Source organism: Neobacillus sp. DHD-1R, from assembly GCF_057747995.1.
Window position 1 is genome coordinate 4,617,128 of sequence record NZ_CM173232.1, and the last position, 16,783, is coordinate 4,633,910.

Genomic DNA, 16,783 nt, shown 5'->3' on the forward strand with positions numbered 1-16,783 from the left:
TTTCCTCCTCAAAAAGAAAAAGATTTGTTGATAACACTTTTTCATATATTCGTATTTTTACCTGTGGCTATTAACAATTTCAGTTAAAATTTCAGCGAGCTGTACAAGTTCTAGTGTATTGCGAAAAGCATCAGCTGGAGAACTTCCAACGTGCAATCGGTGAAAGGTCTAGCAATGAGAATGGTATATCAAATACTTTTTTGTATGCTCAGATATAGATTCATCCTCTTTCTAAAAAGTCTGTATTACATATGCTTTGTAATTATTTCTGTCAAATCTTCTTTTGGATAGAACCCGATAACCTTATCTACAGCCACTCCGTCTTTGAAAAGAATCAACGTTGGGATGCTCATGACTCCAAATTTTCCTACTGTTCCTGCGTTTTCATCTACATTTAGCTTGCTAATTCTAACTTTGTCACCCATTTCACCATCGATTTCCTCCAATACAGGTGCAATCATTTTACAAGGACCACACCATGGTGCCCAAAAATCCACTAAAACTAATCCCTCTTTAATTTCAGTGCTAAATGTATGATCTGTTACGTGTGAGATAGCCATTATTATATCCTCCAATTCATTCTTATAATTTTAATAAAAGTATTTTTTAATGTTTACAAAAAATACAAAATTACCCCCTTTTAATGTAATAAAAAAAGTTACAGTTTATTTTTTATAAAACGTACTGTAATAAAATAGTTTACAGTATAGAGATTACGAAGCAATGGTCTGGTAAATGTCCCTAACAAACTAAACTATTTTAAAAGCCACTTTTCAAATTGATTGCTTCCTGTTCATAAGGAATTACTGTGATTTTAATATTTACAGTTTATGAAGTCAAGTAAAATTAACTCGATATTCTCAAGGTATACACCGATGAAAATCTCATCAAGAATCGGTTTTACTTCCCCTAATACCCGGGCAGTCCTCGTCTGCCTCTTATTGGGTGCCTGGTTGAAATCCTCCATTTCCGCATACTTCTTAACAGTCCTGGGATCCCTTCCCGTTCTTTTCGCTGCTTCTGAATATGTACTATCTTTCTTGTTAACTCATGTCTGATATAATTAATCTCGGCCACTGCCAACATCTCCTTATTACCTCCTGCACGACTTTGTCCCAACAGGAAGTGTATGAGTATTATGGAATGTTGACAAGTGGTTTTTTTATTTATGCAGGCACCTTTGAACTGCACATATTAAATGCCATACGTTACATTTTTATAGTGCCATAAACAGTTTTATTTAAAAGGTCTAAAAATAAATTACTACATCTTTGAATGAATCAGCTTATTTCAAAGAAACTTTACCTTGAATTTCAATTTTAACATCTGCTTTTTTCAATAAATTTCCGACTTCGCACCCTTTGTCTGCTGCTTCCGTCGCTCTTTGTGCGGATTGAATTTGTTCTTCTGTTGCATCTTTAGATAAAACGATGTGAGGATAATGGATAATTTTAAATTCATTATCAGATATATTTGCCTCTGAGTTCACTGTAAGTTCAGCAACCGGCAGGTTTCTGCTTGCAAGTACAAACGTAAGAGTTGCTGTATAACAAGTAGTTACCGAAGAAACAAGAATCTCTTTTGGATTTGCTCCGTTGCCACTACCTCCTAAAGATGTAGGAATAGCGATTTTTGTATCAAGATACTCCGCTTTAAGGGTTCCATTCCCTTTTACTCCACCATCCCAAACAGCATTCACATTTATTTTCATATCAGCCATGTTTAACACTCCTTCAAATAAATAAATTATATTTATAACATGTTCGTTCATGTGTTTTTTATTCTACAGGTATCGCAAGTAGTTCACGAAAGATGAAAAATACGGTACAAAACATTGATTACGGTGTAATTAAGACCAAATTCCGCGCAATTAATGTTGGTTCGGTACAATTACTTTCTAACTATACGATATTAAATGAATTTTGAACCTATAATATATTAAAAAGCAACAAAGTTTGCGAATAGAGCCTAAAGAGTATTCGAATGAATCGAAGGTCTTGTACAGATAGGTGAGAAGAAATTTCTCACCTATCTGTAAATAAATCCTGCCGTTCGGAAGAGGCTATTTTTTATAAGTTGTAAAATTGAAACAAACTGTGTACCAAAGCACCAAACCAAACTAGGGTAACATCAACAATAATCACCCCAATGTTTTAAAAAAACAAAAAAAGGCCATTCCTACGCCAAAGGACAGTATCATACAAACTAATTGAATGACAGCCTTTAATGTTCTTGTCAATCAAGTTCCTATAAAAAATCTAGATACTATTCTATAAATTATTGCTCCAATCAGTCCAATGCTGGTGACAATAAATGAATATAATAAGTAATTAACATCTTTTTGTTGTTCAACTATCCTAATATTCAGCCAGTAACTTATGAATGAATGTTTACATAAAACAAGAAAAAGAATCGAGGAAATCGAACTCTAATTTCTTATTGGCTCATTTTTTAGGGGGATTGGCTAATTTTGGCACTTGATTGGCTCATTTTCCAGCAGTGCTGGCTCATTTTTGATTAAGATTGGCTCATTTCCATAGATTATTGGCCTTTTTATCATTTATTACCAATTTATCATCATGAGAAAACCATAAGGACAACCCGTCCTAAAGCTATTCATAACCCCGATGAACGAAAAACCGCAAAAATAAGTCTCTTTCTCTATTCATTCATATTGCCAAAGAAGAAGTCTCTTCACTCATTTTATTTGGTTCTATTTTTTAACCAGCTGTCAAATTCCGTTGCGACTAGGCGTTCACCTGTTAATCCTTCAGATTGCTCGGAAGCAAGATAAACGATAGGTTTTGCCATGATTTCCGGCTTCAGAAGCTGAGAGTTTCCTTCAAGTTCCCTTCTCACTTCATCAGGTATCATTCCGGTTACGGTGGCCCCGCCAGGAAGAAGCATATTTACCATCACTCCAAATTCACGCAGGTCTTCAGCCATGATAAATGACAGGGACTCGGTTGCGGCACGAGAAGGGCCGTATGGGACAAATCCTTTTCGTTTCATGGTTTCATAATTCATCGATATATTGATGATTTTTCCTCTTCCCTGCTCGACCATCAGAGGAGCGAATCCCCGGGAGGTTAGGAAATAACCGGTCACATTTGTATCGATTAAATTTCGAAACCCTTCAGGAGAGACCTGATAGAAAGGCTGTGGTTCTGTAAGGAATTTTGGGTTTACAGTCCTCATGCCTATCCCGGCATTGTTCACGAGGACATCGATCTTACCCCATTCCGTTTTTACCCAGTTCACTGCATCTTGTACCGATTCCTCTGACCTGACATCCAATGGAAGTTCAAAAACATTCGAATATCCCTTATCTTGAAAGTTTTTTACAGCTTCCGTCATTTTTGCTCCCGGACGGGATGCCACTGCAACAGTTGCTCCTTCATCAAGAAGTGCTTCTACCATGGCATATCCTAAACCGCTTGATCCTCCTGTAACAACGGCATGTACGCCAGTTAATTCTTTTGCCATTTTTCCACCTCATTTGGTTTAAACTCAAATTTTCGAAAGGATTATGATAGTATGTACAGTTTTTATATATCAGTTCCCCTGCAGTTAAAAATTTTATGTGCATCGGAAGCCACTAAGTTTTTCCAAACTCATTCTTACTTTCTTTGCTAATAAAGCCCAGCCAAATAATCCATTATCTTAAAAACCTGGAATGGTTAAAGATCAGGAAACTCCCGACCACTAATTTAACCCTTTTTTTCATAGAAATAAATTCCTTCCAAATTCCAGGATATAACTTTATTATATCTCAAATTCCTCTGAAAATAAAAAAGCTGACCCTGTAAGTGTTCATAAGAACCTTGGGGTCAGCCTGACTTATTGATGAATCGATTGGATGATTTTATTTACTAAACCTTCCGCATCCTTTGCTTCTACAGTCGTTAATTGGATGCGGCAGAAGGGTTTTACCCGGCACTCCAGGCACCTTCTAAAGCAATTTGTGACTTTTATACATCAACTTCTGTATGATGTTCAAGGCGGAGTACTTCCAACGCTTTTCCGGCCTCCGTCACTCTAATGTTACGCTCACAAAACTTTGCTACTCTCATTAGTCCTGGTCGTAATGAGTGAATTGAATATCCAAAGTACGAAGTAGATTGTAACGCTGGATCTTTCTGTGGAATTGAGAACTGAATATCCAGCGACAAGCCCCCATTTTTACTCCAGCATATCAATCATACGTGTCAAAAATCTGTCTGTTTTTTTCAGGTAAATATTGGGAAAATTTTTACTCAAAGCTGGCGATTAAATCAGGATGCCAATGTGTCCAAGAAATGCAAGACTCACCTGAAAGAACAAAATCGCTAACGCGACTTAAACCACGTCCCAAGTGAGCAACATTCACCTGGGACTTTTCCTCGCTTCAAACATGGTGCCACCACAATGCGGACATTCCACTTTAACCTTTTCACCTTTCTTTTTATCCATCATAAATTCGGGCACATCAAAATCAGGAACATATGGAGGCAACTATAATGTGTTTCCATTGGGTTGGGTTAGAAATATCAATCTGAGAATGGGACAGGCATTAGTCATACATTTTGTGCCTGAATTTTTTGAAAAAATAACGAATAACGAGTTTTACCCACACACAAAGTGGCCCTTGGATAAGCAAGTCATGGTTATCAAATGTTTAATAATCGTGAGGACGACTGTATAAAAGTCGTTTTAAAACCGTTATCCTATTTTCTTATTAGTTTAAATGGATGAATTGAAAGTTAGCATAATTGCGAACCCTAAGCGAAATGTTGAATGGACTTCCACACTGTGTATAGAAGTCTTTTTGTCTGTTATTATTTAGATTATTGGATAATTCAGCTCGTAACTTGGGTAGCAATAGTATGGTGGTCTAAGTGCAATTTTAGACATTTGCCAGGAATCCTCCATATAGACCATCTTTACTTTTTCATTTGATTGGTTTACTAGCAATAGCTTTATTTCCGGATTAAATTCATATCTCAAAATGGTAACCCCCTTCCATTAGGAATGTGTGGATTCTCCCCCATCAACATGAAGAACTTGACCAGTAACAAAACGAGAATCATCAGAAGCAAGATAGACAAAGGTTGGTGCAAGTTCAAATGGATGCGCAACTCGTTCCATTGGATTAAATGCTCCATATACAGCGACTTGGTCTGACGAGAAACTTGCTGAAATAAGCGGGGTCCAAATTCGACCGGGGGCGACGGCATTGACTCGGATCCCTTGTTTCACGACATTTTTAGCCAAGGCACGTGTCCAGCCAACTATTGCGCCTTTTGTGGCCGTATAATCAATCATTTGCTGCTCACCTACATACGCCACCACTGAAGAAGTGCCAATGATTGAGCTGCCTGGTTTTAAATGAGGAAGCGCAGCTCTTGTTGTGTAAAAATGAGAGTATATATTAACTTTGAAGGTGTCATCGAATTGCTCATCTGTAATGTCAAGCAGACTTAGTTGTTGGAATTGGATACCAACGTGGTTACAAAGAATATCGAGACGGCCAAACGTATTTACTGTTTGTTCTACAATGGAGATACACTGTTGTTTGTCCCGCAAGTCACCAGGCATTAGAAAACAACGTTGTCCGAGTTGTTCAATCCTCGTTTTTGTTCTATTTGCATCCTCATGTTCATCTAAGTATGAGATAGCAACGTCTGCGCCTTCTTTAGCAAACGCAATTGCTACTGCGGCACCAATACCACTGTCACCCCCTGTAATAAGTGCTACTTTTCCTGTTAACTTTCCACTCCCTTTATAGTTCGGGTTTTCGATAATTGGAAGGGGTACCATAAATTTTTCCACTCCGGGATGGCTCAGCTGGCGCTGTTCAGGTAAACTTATCGGAATTTCTTCGTAACGTGTGATTTTCCCATAGCTAGGGTACATGGGATAAGGTTGAGTTTTCATGTTCGCTTTAAACATTTGTTGCATTTGCTTTATTTGGTCTAATTGACGACTTTGATCCTTTTGATCCACGGAAACCTCCTATAGAAATAATTTTCTTCTATAGAATGTATATGTTGTTCACTACAAATAAAGTAAAAAAAGTGTGAAAAAAGTTGTTTACTTTCAACACAGAAGCGTATTCTTCCTCAAAAGAGACACCTTTTTTCTTTATTGAACTGACCTTTAGGACAAGGAGCTTTACTCAACATTCTACCCCTTTAACGGATCAACTTATTGTTACTTAACAGTTCTTTAATCCCGGCTACATCAAGAATAGTACCTAAAAAAAATAGGTCAACCAGAAAAAACCGGCTAACCACATAATACGATTTGTCCCTATTGCTGAATAACAAAAAATACGTTTTGTTGTTCCATAAATTCTTTTTTTTATTGTTTTTGAACTCTCTAACTGATTCTAACGAACTTTCTGACTCTCTTCCTCCAAGCTCTTCAAGAAAATCGATGAATTCTCCTTCTCCGTATTTATCACTAAAATCATCCATTAAGTCATTAAGCTCCCATTCTATGATTTCTAACTCTTGCGATGTACAGGTTTCTAAAAAATCCATCGTGGCATACATATCATCTCTCCGCCACCTGTTCTCTAAGCTAATTTGTGTAGTTCCTTTAAAGCCGTTTCCTAGCCCTGTCTAAAGCATAATATTTGATTTTGGGTATAAAGGACAATAATATAGAGATATCGCAAATTATCAATATCCTTTTGTTCGATTAGTTTATACGCATTCCAAGCAAAATAGATTTTAATAAGATCAGAAAGGGGCTGGCAGCGTTGAATCGGGAATCAAATATGATAAATGATGAACAGGCAGTTGAAATTTTCAAGGCTCTGTCAAATCAAATAAGAGTAAATATTCTGCAAATGTTGAAAGAACCTGATACTAATTTTTCCCCGCAGGCCCATGTCATCAAAGAAAAAGGCTTTGATGGCGGGGTTTGTGTTAGTGATATTCGCAGCAAAGTAGGACTATCACAGTCCACTACCTCCCAGTATTTGTCTATCCTATTGCAAAGCGGGCTGGTGGAAATGAAACGAATCGGACAATGGACTTATTATCGACGCAATGAGGAAACCATTAAACAGTTTGAAAAGTATATAGGCTTAAAAATATAACCTTTTAAGGAGGACCAAGAGTGAGTTTTCAAAATCATCGTGCCTATAACAGCATGTACCAGAAAGACAAAATGACACTCGGATTTATCCTCCCGACTGCTAGGATGTCTAAAAATCCGATTATGGAGAATCAGCTGGAGCTTGCCCGTAAAATTGAGGAATATGGCTTTGCTTCATTATGGCTCCGTGATATTACGATGCAGAATTTGAATATTGATGATAACGGCCAAAAGTACGATTTATGGATTTATTTGACGTATCTTGCTGCCTATACGAAGCACATTGCGTTAGTGACAGGAAGTGTAGTTCTCCCTTTGCGCCACCCCGTCAGGGTAGCCAAGGAAGCTGCATCAATCGATCAATTGTTTCCAGGTCGATTGATTATGGGAGTGGCATCAGGGGACAGGGAAAAAGACTTTACAGCTTTAGGGATATCTAAGCAAGAAAGCGGTCCGTTATTTAAAGAAAATTTCGAAATTCTCGACCGGCTGTTAAAAGAGGATCAGCCGACAATCCACAGCCACGCCGGGCTGATTGATGGTACAGATATGAGGTTAATCCCAAAGCCTGTATCTTCGATTCCGACCATGGTGACTGGATTTAGCAATCAGTCTATCAATTGGATAGCCAGGAATGGGGATGGGTGGCTTCAATACCCAAGAAGCATTATTCAACAGGCGCAGCTTATCCAGGATTATCGTGCTTTAACTGAAGTTCATGCTCCAGGAGATTTTAAACCCTTCTCTCAAAGCTTGTTCATCAATTTATTGGAAAATCCCGATGAAATGCCTGTCCCCATACCCTTAGGCTATTCCGTGGGAAGAAACCGTTTAGTTGATCTACTTCATCAATTTCAAGCGATTGGTGTCAACCATTTGGCGTTTGTTCTGTATTTTTCCAAGCGCCCTCCAGAGGAAGTAATCCAGGAACTTGGAGAATTTGTTTTACCCTACTTTCCAACCCATATAGGTACAGGCCAGCTTTAAAAATTAAATTGTATAAAAGGAGGTAGAATTATGACAAAGAAAATAGAACTTTCAGTACTAGATCCCTCCCCAATTGTCGAGGGAGGATCAGCCGAACTTTCCCTTCAAAACACGCTTGTTCTAGCAAAGAAAACAGAGCAATGGGGATATAAACGGTTTTGGCTTGCTGAACATCATAATTGGGCAGGAATGGCGAGTTCAGCATCCCCTATCGTAATTGGACGAGTAGCCTCTGTCACGGAAAAAATGCGTATTGGATCAGGCGCAATGCTGCTTTCCCATTATTCTCCTCTTTCCGTGGCTGAGCAATTTGGAACATTAGAAACCTTCTTCCCTGGCCGGATCGACCTTGGATTGGGGCGGGCACCTGGCACCGACCAATATACAGCAAATGTATTGCGGCAGCGGGTTGCTGGTGAACCTGAATTTGATGCCCGGCTTCAGGAGCTTATCGCATATCTTTATGGTACAGGAACAGCCACTAAGAATGGTTCATTTAGCTTTCACGCCATTCCCGGAGAAAAAACAAATGTGCCAATTTGGCTGTTAGGTTCAGGGTTTTATAGTGCACAATTGGCTGGAATACTTGGGTTACCATTCTCTTTCGCGGGACATTTTGCTCCAGGTAACATGATGGAGGCCATAAAACTGTACCGGGATTATTTTCGTCCGTCTCAATTTTTGGAGGAGCCTTATGTACTGTTAGCCGTTCAAGTGGTGGCTGCTGATGAGAAACTGGAGGCACAAAGGCTTGCCACTTCGATGTATCAAAAATTTCTTTTGTTAACCCGCGGACAGCCTTCGCCCATTTTGCCTCCTGTTAATAATATGGACGAGCTTTGGAACGATAATGAACGCAGGGCGGTTGAAGAACAGCTTTTCACTTCCATCATCGGGGACCCTGCAGGTGTGAAGCAGCAGCTCCATGAATTAATAGAAAAGACTGACGCTGATGAAATTTTGGCTCATACAGAGATTTTTGATCATAAGGCACGGCTGCGTTCTTATGAAATTTTGGCTCAGGCTGCAGTAAATTAAACAGTGTCTAGTCTAATAAGGGTTGTATTTTCTGCAGATATTAACTCAGTTAAATTAATGTGATTTAGATTGAAGCAGTAAAAGCAGACAAAGAAAACAACCTGTAAATTTTTTTATAGGTTTGAAACGAAATATTTAAAGAAAGAAGATGAGCATATGCCTGAAAATGATACAAAACAAATTACGGATATTCCATTCTCGGTCCTGGATCTCTCTCCAATTGCAGATGGAAGTACTCCGGCTGATTCTTTTCGCAATACTTTGGAGCTGGCCCGGCTCGCTGAAAAGCTGGGGTATAACCGATATTGGCTCGCTGAGCATCATAATATGCCATTTATCGCCAGCTCTGCAACATCGGTAGTCATTTCCCATGTTGCAGCAGGTACATCAAAAATCCGGGTAGGTTCAGGCGGCATTATGCTGCCGAATCATGCACCTCTTGTTATTGCTGAGCAATTTGGTACTCTGGAATCATTATATCCAGGACGTATTGATCTTGGCTTGGGCCGTGCACCAGGCACTGATCAGCTTACCGCACGTGCATTAAGACGTGACTTGAGAAGTTCAGGAGAAGATTTCCCTGAGCAGCTGGCTGAGCTCCGTAATTACTTTGACCCTTCCCTGGCACAAGGATATAGTCATATTAAAGCAATTCCGGGTGAGGGATTAAACATACCTATTTGGCTGTTAGGTTCAAGCGGATACAGTGCCCAGCTAGCAGGAGAGCTTGGACTGCCGTTTGCATTTGCGAGCCATTTCTCGCCGCATAACACACTGCCGGCTATCCAGCTGTACCGCCGTTCGTTTAAGCCTTCTAAAGTACTGGACAAGCCGCATGCAATGCTAGGGCTAAACATAATTGCGGCCGACACAGATCAAGAAGCTGAGCGGCTCGCTACAACATTGCAGCAGCAGTTCTTGAATTTGATGCGCGGGAAGGAAGTCCCATTGCAGCCGCCAGTGGATAATATTAATGATATAGTGAGCGCCTATGAAATAGCTGCCCTTGAGAATCAATTAGGAACTTCGATTGTCGGCAGTCCTCAAACCGTAAAAGAAAAGCTGGAAAAGTTTCTGGATGAAACTCAAGCCGATGAAATCATGGCAATCGTCCAGGTTTACGATCATAAGGCCCGCCTCCATTCCTATGAAATATTGGCAGAAATTACTCAGCTAAAATAGGTCAAAACTGGCCGATCCTTATGGCAAGCTTTTAATGTATCTCTATAAATTTTTTTGTAATGAATATAAAAAAGTGCCTGTTAAAGAAATTTAGGTGTTAGAAGAAACCGGTGGCGAAGCCGTTGTTTTCGGTACACCCGCTGAAGAAGGCGGTCCAAATGGCAGTGCAAAAGGAAGCTTTGTCAAACATGGATTAGTAGAAGGAATTGACGCCGCCCTTATGGTTCGTCCGCACGGCCAAACAAGACTGACGAGTACATCGCTTGCTGTTGATCCGCTCGACTTTGAGTACATTGGAAAACCGGCCCATGCTGCGATTCCCCGCATGAAGGAATCAATGCCTTGGATGCTGTTATACAGCTTTTTAATGGAATCAATGCTTTAAGACAGCAGTTCCAAGACGATGTCCGCATCCACGGCATCATCACACATGGAGGTGATGCACCAAATATTATTCCTGAATATGCCAAAGCTAGATTCTATATTCGAGCTGCTACTAGAACAAGGTTGAATGAAGTCACACGTAAGGTTAAAGCTGTAGCCGAAGCAGCTGCTTTAGCCACAGGAGCAAAAGTAAACATCATTGCTTTTCAAAATGAAGTCGATAATCTTCTATTAAATAATCATTTTGATGCTGTATTCAAGGAAGTCGTCGAAAAATTGGGTGAAACAATCGCGGTGGATGACAAAGGCATTGTCTCCACAGACACCGGAAATATCAGCCAAGTTGTTCCAACCATCCATCCCTATATTAAAATTGGTGCAGACGAGATTGTCCCACATACCATCCCGTTCAAAGAGGCAGCCGCGTCTCCAACAGGCGACCACGGACTTCTCACTGGTGCCAAAGCATTGGCCTTAACAGCCTTACACCTTATAACGGACGCCGATACATTGGCGAAAATTAAAGGAGAATTCAAGGAAAGAAAAGCCCTAGAAGCAAAAGAATAATAAAAAGCATCGGTAAATGAAACTAACAGAATCGGTTTTGAAGGACAAAACATCAATTAAAAGAGGTGCAATTCGCACCTCTTTTTCAAACTATATAATTTGCAGAAAACTATAAATATTTTAATTTTTATATTGACCTTCTATAATTCTCTGTTTATAATCTCTAAATAGATAATAGTATTCACTATTATTATAATGAAGGTGGTGTTAATGAAGGAAATTACAATTTTACTTGCATTTTTTAGAAAACGCTATCATTATTTTGATCGTCATAAGGGGGAGAAATATTTTGGCAACGATTAACACCGCAGAAATTATCGCTAAAAGTAAATTTAACCGCTTTCATTTAAGCCTGCTTATATGGAGTTTCTTTATTATTTCGTTTGACGGATATGATTTGGTGGTGTATGGAACCGTTCTGCCCACATTGATTGAAAAATGGGGCCTTACCCCCGTCGAAGCAGGGGCTATCGGAACCTATGGATTATTTGGAATGATGTTCGGTGCAATCCTTTTTGGAACACTAGCAGATCGGATTGGAAGGAAAAACGTTATTGCTATTACCTTACTATTATTTAGTTTATTTACCTTCTTATGCGGCTTTGCAGACTCACCCACTGTTTTCTCAACCTTTCGCTTTTTAGCAGGATTAGGACTGGGTGGAATCATGCCAAATGTTATTGCATTATTGACAGATTATGCACCCCAAAAAATGAGAAGTATGATTGTTTCCATTGTATTGTGTGGATATTCAGTCGGGGGTATCCTTGCTCCTTTATTAGGAATCTTTTTAATGCCTAAGTTTGGCTGGGAGGCCATCTTTTGGGTAGCAGGTCTGCCTCTATTACTTTTGCCCTTTATCCATAAACAATTACCTGAAACGTCCAGCTATCTTATTCGAACCGGCAAAAAGGACAAATTGATTGCGACGCTTACCAAGGTAAGCCCTGGTATTAAATTCAATCAAAATGATCAAATAGTAGAAGTAAAAGTACAAGATACAAAGGTTCCTATTATTGGTTTATTTAAAGAAAAACGAGCTTTAAGTACGGTTATGTTTTGGGTTGCCTTTTTTAGCTGCTTGTTAATGGTTTATGGCTTAAATACATGGCTTCCTAAGCTGATGATTGAAGCAGGATATGGACTAAATTCCAGTTTAGCCTTCTTAATTACCCTACAAAGCGGTGCTATAATTGGAACGCTTATAATTGGCCGACTTTGTGATAAATACGGTTCCAAAAAGATGCTTGTTCCAATGTATGCTTCGGGTGCAGTTGCTTTGACTCTACTTGGATTTGGAGGGAATTCTGTTTTGATTTATCTCTTAGTTGCAATCGCAGGCGCTGCTACCATTGGTGCCCAAAATATTGTACAGGCCTATGTATCCCAGTACTATCCTCCATATGTCAGATCGACAGCATTAGGAATGGCTTCAGGCATTGGAAGAATTGGTGGTATGCTTGGACCACTTTTAGGAGGATTCCTCTTATCGATTTCTTTACCCATTCACTTAAATTTCATTGCATTTGCAATTCCTGGTTTAATAGCAGCAGTTGCTCTAGCAATGGTGCCTGTAAGATATGCTTATGTTAATGAAAGCGATACCAACTTAAAATCTAATAAAGCCCATGTAAGTTAGCATAATTAGACTTTTTTTACCTTAAGAGGAAAAGGTCCCAGTAAAAATTTACTGGGGCCTTTTCGTATAGACATTTTCATACTTATTAACCAATTATTTAACACAATGAGCCAGTTTTTATCATTAGCTGATCCAAGTCTCTTTAGACTCTTTAATTTTCCAAACACCATCTTTGTAGTGGACTGTGCATTCTACACCAATAGCACCTAATCCTGATTTATATTTAGAACCTTGAAAAAAGACATTCTTATTGAATTTAATATCCACTTTCTCTATTCTAAGGAGTACCCCATCTATGGCTAATCTTTCTGGATCGTAGTATCCTTTTTCTTTCAATTCATCCAAAGTAGCATTCATTGTATCAACTTTATATTTTTCTTTAAAAAAATTAAGTATTTCTTTTTTATCCTCTTCATTCAATTCTTCGAAATTACTCATATCAATAGCGATAAATTTCATTTTACTATTCAATGCTTTGTCTTTTTCCATTATCGAGTCTAATGCAACCGTGTAAATTTCCCCCAAATGTTCTTTTGGATTTACTCCGTTAATACAGGCAGTTAGAAATAGTGATAATATAAACAAAATTGAAACCACAGTAATTCTCAAATTTCTCCCCCCTTTACATTTCAGACGAGAACCCATCGAGGGAGGTTTCATTCCATCAATTATTGGCAACAAAAATTAAGGCACAGCCAGTTCATATTAGCTGGTTGTGCCTTAAACTTCTATTTATCTCCTAAAGGAAATGGGTACCCTTTTACTTTATTTTTACTTTCTATTGTATCTTGCAGGTCCTTGTCCCAGAGAAGTATTTGTCTAATTTAAAGAGTTTAAAGTATTACACCCGAAAAATTTCCGTTTAATACTTCTTTTTCATTCTGGTTTTTACATATAAAGGATGCAGTAATAGCTGTTCTATTATTTTCTTGCCTTTTGTATTTTTCAATCTTCACTTCACAAATTATTGTATCCCCCGTAAACACAGGTCTTAAAAACTCAAAATTCATTGTACGAGCTAGGACATTATGATCTCCACCTATTTTTGTTGGTAGAGTTGCGGTTAGTAACCCTTGAATTACAAGTCTTCCCTGTTCATCTGGGGTTCTATGATGAATCCCTTCATCACCTGAAATCTCTGTAAATAATTCAACATCCCTTACTGTAAAAGTCCGTTCAAAACTAATGATATCTCCTACTTTTAATGTCATATACATCTCCCCCTGAAGGTTTTATACGAAATGATAATCTAAATACGATAAACAATATTAAATAATTCCACTATATGGCCCTTTTGATCAATTCTAACGGAACCCCCTGTAGGTCACCTTTTGTTGTTTATCATTCTGCCGATCTAACCAGTCGGTCAAATCTTCTAAAAACGCCTCCCTTCCCGCCTCATCAAATGGACGGTGTTTAGCTAAAGGGTACTCAACTAACTGTTTATCCTTTGAGGCCACAAGGTTAAAAAAATGGCGCAGCTTTGTTGGCGGGGTAATTTTATCCTCAAGGCCAGTTTGTAATAAGAGTGGCAGGGTAATCGAAGATGCTTTATTTATCACTCGTGAAATCGCTTGGATTAAGCTGCGTCCTAAACCAGGGGTTACGATATTATGACGCAAACTATCAGATTCGTAAATAGCCCGAATCGCTGATTTTTTCTTCAGTAATCGAATCCTGCCAGTTTTTCTGATACTAAAGTCTGGTCTTAACCTCCCCATTAGGCTAATGCCTAACTGCTCCAAAGATGTCATTTCGTAAGTGATGGCAGGTGCTATTGCAACAATTCCTGCAATACCCGCACTATGGTCTAAAGCATACTCGAGAGTGATCAGGCCGCCAATACTATGTCCCACAATATACAAAGGCAAATTGGGCTGATCGAGAGAAACACGCTTTCGAAACTCGTGTAAATCTCCGCTAAATTCATCCCAAGACTGTATAAATCCCCTTTTTCCTGCGCTTTTTCCATGACCGCGCAAATCAAAGGCATAAACCATATATTCGGTATTAATCAGACTTTCACTGATATTTTGCAGCCCTCCACTGTGGTCCCCATGTCCGTGAACTACGATTACTGCCGCTTTTGGAGCCGTTAATGGTTCGATCACACGAAAAAATAGTTCTGTTCCATCGCCCCCATTAAATGTCCCTTCTGTTATCATTCCAAGCAATCCTCCTGATGTTAACAAGTTGAAAAATGTAGTTATGAGAATGTCTACTATACTTTTGCAAGGCTTATGCGCCGATCTCCACTAACCACAACGTTTATTATACTTTTTTCTACTTCGAGTTGGAAAGATTGGAAGGATTTGTGATCTTGCTGAAAAGAGGAGTTCTGGCCGCTTATCAAGGGTCTAAATGACCGAACTCCTTTTAAATTCAGCGATGCGGTCATTTATCTAGGCTCTAATCTACCGAATTCCTTTTAAATTCAGCCATGCGGTCGTTTATCAACACTCTAAGCTTCCGAACTCCTTTTAGAATCAATGGAACGGTCGTTTATCAAGGCTCTAATCGACCGAACTCTTTTTAGGATCAGAGAAACGGTCGCTTATCAAGACTCTTAGCGACCGTTCCGGAAAATATAGTTTTTTTGGAATCTCAGTGTGCGGTTGAAGCTGAAGGGAGATAGACAGCAAAAAATCCCAACAATCTGATTGTGGGGTTAAATTAGGTAGAAGATTTTTCTTTATACGTTTATGTATAACCAAAAGAGGATAGTTAACTAGAGAACTAATTTAGCTGAGAATGAAATTTCTTCATTTTTTAAAAATACTTTGTCCTAGGGTGGATGTTATGTGGATTAAGAGACCTTTTTTTAAATATGCAACGGGTACCCTGTTAATTTTATTAATCATTTTCTTATTTGGGAAAATTGATTACTTTGTTTGGCCCTTTAAAAAATTTATTGCTACTATATTTTTTCCGATTCTCATTTCCGGATTAATTTATTATATAATAAGGCCATTTGTAACCTTTTTTTCCAAATATATCAGCAAAAATATGAGTATATTAATTGTTTATTTACTATTCATTGGGGCTGGATATCTTTTTGTTCATTTTACTGGTACCCCAATTGCACAACAAATTCAGCAACTCTCGGACCAATTTCCAAATAAGGTTGAAAAGATCTCAAATGCGTCCCATAACATGGTTAAGGATAATAGCTTTGGAAACAGTTCGTTAAGAATGATTGAAGAAAAAGCAAGTTCCCTCTCAAACTCCTTTTTTCATCATGTTGAAAAAAATATAACGAATATCCTATCCATTGTTACTAGTATAGCAACGGTGCTTGCAGTTGTTCCGTTTATTGTTTTTTATTTTTTACGGGATGACGAGAAACTGAAGCCTGCTCTCTTAAAAAATCTTCCCGTTGAACACGTGGAAGAGGGAAATTTAATTCTTGTAGATATAGATAAAACATTATCCGCTTATATAATCGGACAATGTATCATCGCATTATCTGATGGTATCTTGCTGTATATCGGTTTTTGCATTATTGGCCTGAATAATAGTCTCGTGCTTGCCATTTTCGCCATGTGTATGACGATTGTACCTTTTTTTGGCCCTGTGATTGGAATGGTCCCGGCCGTCCTTATCGCACTTTTACAAGGTCCGTTTATGGTTCTGAAAGTTGTTTTAGTGGTAATCGTTGCACAGCAAATCGATGGTAATCTTGTTACACCAAAAGTTATGGGAAAAAAGCTGGATCTTCATCCATTAACGGTTATTTTCATTTTATTAATTGCAGGGGCTATTTATGGATTTATAGGAATCATTATCGCCATTCCACTCTACTCGGTTATTAAAGTAACCCTTAAAAATGTCATTCGTTTTTATAAGCTGAGGAGAATGGAGAATATGTAGCCAAAATAATAAAGGCTAGGTAAGTTCACT

15 protein-coding genes and 2 pseudogenes are annotated in these 16,783 nt (G+C 38.6%); 8 read left to right on the plus strand and 9 right to left on the minus strand.

The genetic code is table 11. From position 1 onward, the window contains the following. Window positions 1-245: 245 nt before the first annotated feature. From trxA to AC3ANL_RS22795, 3 genes are all read right to left on the minus strand, one after another. Window positions 246-560: a thioredoxin gene (gene trxA, locus AC3ANL_RS22785; protein ID WP_488326619.1), complete on the minus strand. Its 315-nt coding sequence runs from the start codon at window positions 558-560 to the stop codon at window positions 246-248. A gap of 725 nt (window positions 561-1,285) precedes the next feature. Then, complete coding sequence (locus tag AC3ANL_RS22790) at window positions 1,286-1,720, minus strand: OsmC family protein (RefSeq protein WP_369447247.1); 435 nt, start codon at window positions 1,718-1,720, stop codon at window positions 1,286-1,288. A 983-nt stretch (window positions 1,721-2,703) separates the two neighbouring features. Beyond that, window positions 2,704-3,486, minus strand: coding sequence for an SDR family NAD(P)-dependent oxidoreductase (locus AC3ANL_RS22795; protein ID WP_488326620.1), 783 nt, complete (start codon window positions 3,484-3,486; stop codon window positions 2,704-2,706). A 988-nt stretch (window positions 3,487-4,474) separates the two neighbouring features. On the opposite strand from AC3ANL_RS22795, the pseudogene AC3ANL_RS22800 reads away from it, so the two are divergent. After that, window positions 4,475-4,734, plus strand: a pseudogene (locus AC3ANL_RS22800) (hypothetical protein); the annotation flags it as partial. 87 nt (window positions 4,735-4,821) lie between these two features. On the opposite strand, the gene AC3ANL_RS22805 reads toward AC3ANL_RS22800, so the two are convergent. From AC3ANL_RS22805 to AC3ANL_RS22815, 3 genes are all read right to left on the minus strand, one after another. Further along, complete coding sequence (locus AC3ANL_RS22805) at window positions 4,822-4,986, minus strand: hypothetical protein (RefSeq protein WP_488326621.1); 165 nt, start codon at window positions 4,984-4,986, stop codon at window positions 4,822-4,824. 18 nt (window positions 4,987-5,004) lie between these two features. Further along, window positions 5,005-5,985, minus strand: coding sequence for an SDR family oxidoreductase (locus tag AC3ANL_RS22810; protein WP_488326622.1), 981 nt, complete (start codon window positions 5,983-5,985; stop codon window positions 5,005-5,007). A 188-nt stretch (window positions 5,986-6,173) separates the two neighbouring features. Further along, window positions 6,174-6,536 carry a hypothetical protein gene (locus tag AC3ANL_RS22815; RefSeq protein ID WP_488326623.1) on the minus strand — a complete coding sequence of 121 codons (363 nt, stop codon included), beginning with the start codon at window positions 6,534-6,536 and terminating at the stop codon, window positions 6,174-6,176. A 227-nt stretch (window positions 6,537-6,763) separates the two neighbouring features. On the opposite strand from AC3ANL_RS22815, the gene AC3ANL_RS22820 reads away from it, so the two are divergent. The 6 genes and pseudogenes from AC3ANL_RS22820 (at window position 6,764) to AC3ANL_RS22845 (ending at window position 12,883) form a co-directional block, all read left to right on the plus strand. Continuing rightward, entirely contained in the window at window positions 6,764-7,087 is a 324-nt protein-coding gene (locus AC3ANL_RS22820; RefSeq protein WP_488329812.1) for an ArsR/SmtB family transcription factor, read from the plus strand. 20 nt (window positions 7,088-7,107) lie between these two features. Further along, the gene (locus tag AC3ANL_RS22825) at window positions 7,108-8,073 is read left to right on the plus strand and encodes a TIGR03571 family LLM class oxidoreductase (RefSeq protein WP_488326624.1); all 966 of its coding nucleotides are present in this window, start codon (window positions 7,108-7,110) and stop codon (window positions 8,071-8,073) included. A gap of 30 nt (window positions 8,074-8,103) precedes the next feature. Next, a complete protein-coding gene (locus AC3ANL_RS22830; RefSeq protein ID WP_488326625.1) occupies window positions 8,104-9,111 on the plus strand; it encodes an LLM class flavin-dependent oxidoreductase in 1,008 nt (335 codons plus the stop codon). A gap of 156 nt (window positions 9,112-9,267) precedes the next feature. After that, on the plus strand, window positions 9,268-10,293 hold the full coding sequence (locus AC3ANL_RS22835; RefSeq protein WP_488326626.1) for an LLM class flavin-dependent oxidoreductase: 1,026 nt from the start codon (window positions 9,268-9,270) through the stop codon (window positions 10,291-10,293). Window positions 10,294-10,387: 94 nt separating this feature from the next. Beyond that, window positions 10,388-11,244 (plus strand): annotated as a pseudogene (locus AC3ANL_RS22840) (peptidase dimerization domain-containing protein); the annotation flags it as partial. A 289-nt stretch (window positions 11,245-11,533) separates the two neighbouring features. Continuing rightward, entirely contained in the window at window positions 11,534-12,883 is a 1,350-nt protein-coding gene (locus AC3ANL_RS22845; protein ID WP_488326627.1) for an MFS transporter, read from the plus strand. Window positions 12,884-13,006: 123 nt separating this feature from the next. Here the strand turns inward: AC3ANL_RS22845 and AC3ANL_RS22850 are convergent, their stop codons facing one another. The 3 genes from AC3ANL_RS22850 to AC3ANL_RS22860 form a co-directional block, all read right to left on the minus strand. After that, window positions 13,007-13,492, minus strand: a complete 486-nt coding sequence (locus tag AC3ANL_RS22850; protein ID WP_488326628.1) for a peptide ABC transporter substrate-binding protein — start codon at window positions 13,490-13,492, stop codon at window positions 13,007-13,009. Between the two features lie 224 nt (window positions 13,493-13,716). After that, window positions 13,717-14,094: a hotdog domain-containing protein gene (locus tag AC3ANL_RS22855; protein ID WP_488326629.1), complete on the minus strand. Its 378-nt coding sequence runs from the start codon at window positions 14,092-14,094 to the stop codon at window positions 13,717-13,719. 93 nt (window positions 14,095-14,187) lie between these two features. Beyond that, entirely contained in the window at window positions 14,188-15,048 is an 861-nt protein-coding gene (locus AC3ANL_RS22860; protein WP_488326630.1) for an alpha/beta hydrolase, read from the minus strand. A 634-nt stretch (window positions 15,049-15,682) separates the two neighbouring features. On the opposite strand from AC3ANL_RS22860, the gene AC3ANL_RS22865 reads away from it, so the two are divergent. Beyond that, window positions 15,683-16,753, plus strand: coding sequence for an AI-2E family transporter (locus AC3ANL_RS22865; RefSeq protein WP_488326631.1), 1,071 nt, complete (start codon window positions 15,683-15,685; stop codon window positions 16,751-16,753). Window positions 16,754-16,783: the final 30 nt, after the last annotated feature.

Coding starts and splice junctions, on each gene's coding strand:
- trxA (WP_488326619.1), bottom strand. CDS start 560: ATGGCTATCTCACACGTAACAGATCATACATTTAGCACTGAAATTAAA.
- AC3ANL_RS22790 (WP_369447247.1), bottom strand. CDS start 1,720: ATGGCTGATATGAAAATAAATGTGAATGCTGTTTGGGATGGTGGAGTA.
- AC3ANL_RS22795 (WP_488326620.1), bottom strand. CDS start 3,486: ATGGCAAAAGAATTAACTGGCGTACATGCCGTTGTTACAGGAGGATCA.
- AC3ANL_RS22815 (WP_488326623.1), bottom strand. CDS start 6,536: ATGTATGCCACGATGGATTTTTTAGAAACCTGTACATCGCAAGAGTTA.
- AC3ANL_RS22820 (WP_488329812.1), top strand. CDS start 6,764: ATGATAAATGATGAACAGGCAGTTGAAATTTTCAAGGCTCTGTCAAAT.
- AC3ANL_RS22830 (WP_488326625.1), top strand. CDS start 8,104: ATGACAAAGAAAATAGAACTTTCAGTACTAGATCCCTCCCCAATTGTC.
- AC3ANL_RS22835 (WP_488326626.1), top strand. CDS start 9,268: ATGCCTGAAAATGATACAAAACAAATTACGGATATTCCATTCTCGGTC.
- AC3ANL_RS22855 (WP_488326629.1), bottom strand. CDS start 14,094: ATGACATTAAAAGTAGGAGATATCATTAGTTTTGAACGGACTTTTACA.
- AC3ANL_RS22860 (WP_488326630.1), bottom strand. CDS start 15,048: ATGATAACAGAAGGGACATTTAATGGGGGCGATGGAACAGAACTATTT.
- AC3ANL_RS22865 (WP_488326631.1), top strand. CDS start 15,683: ATGTGGATTAAGAGACCTTTTTTTAAATATGCAACGGGTACCCTGTTA.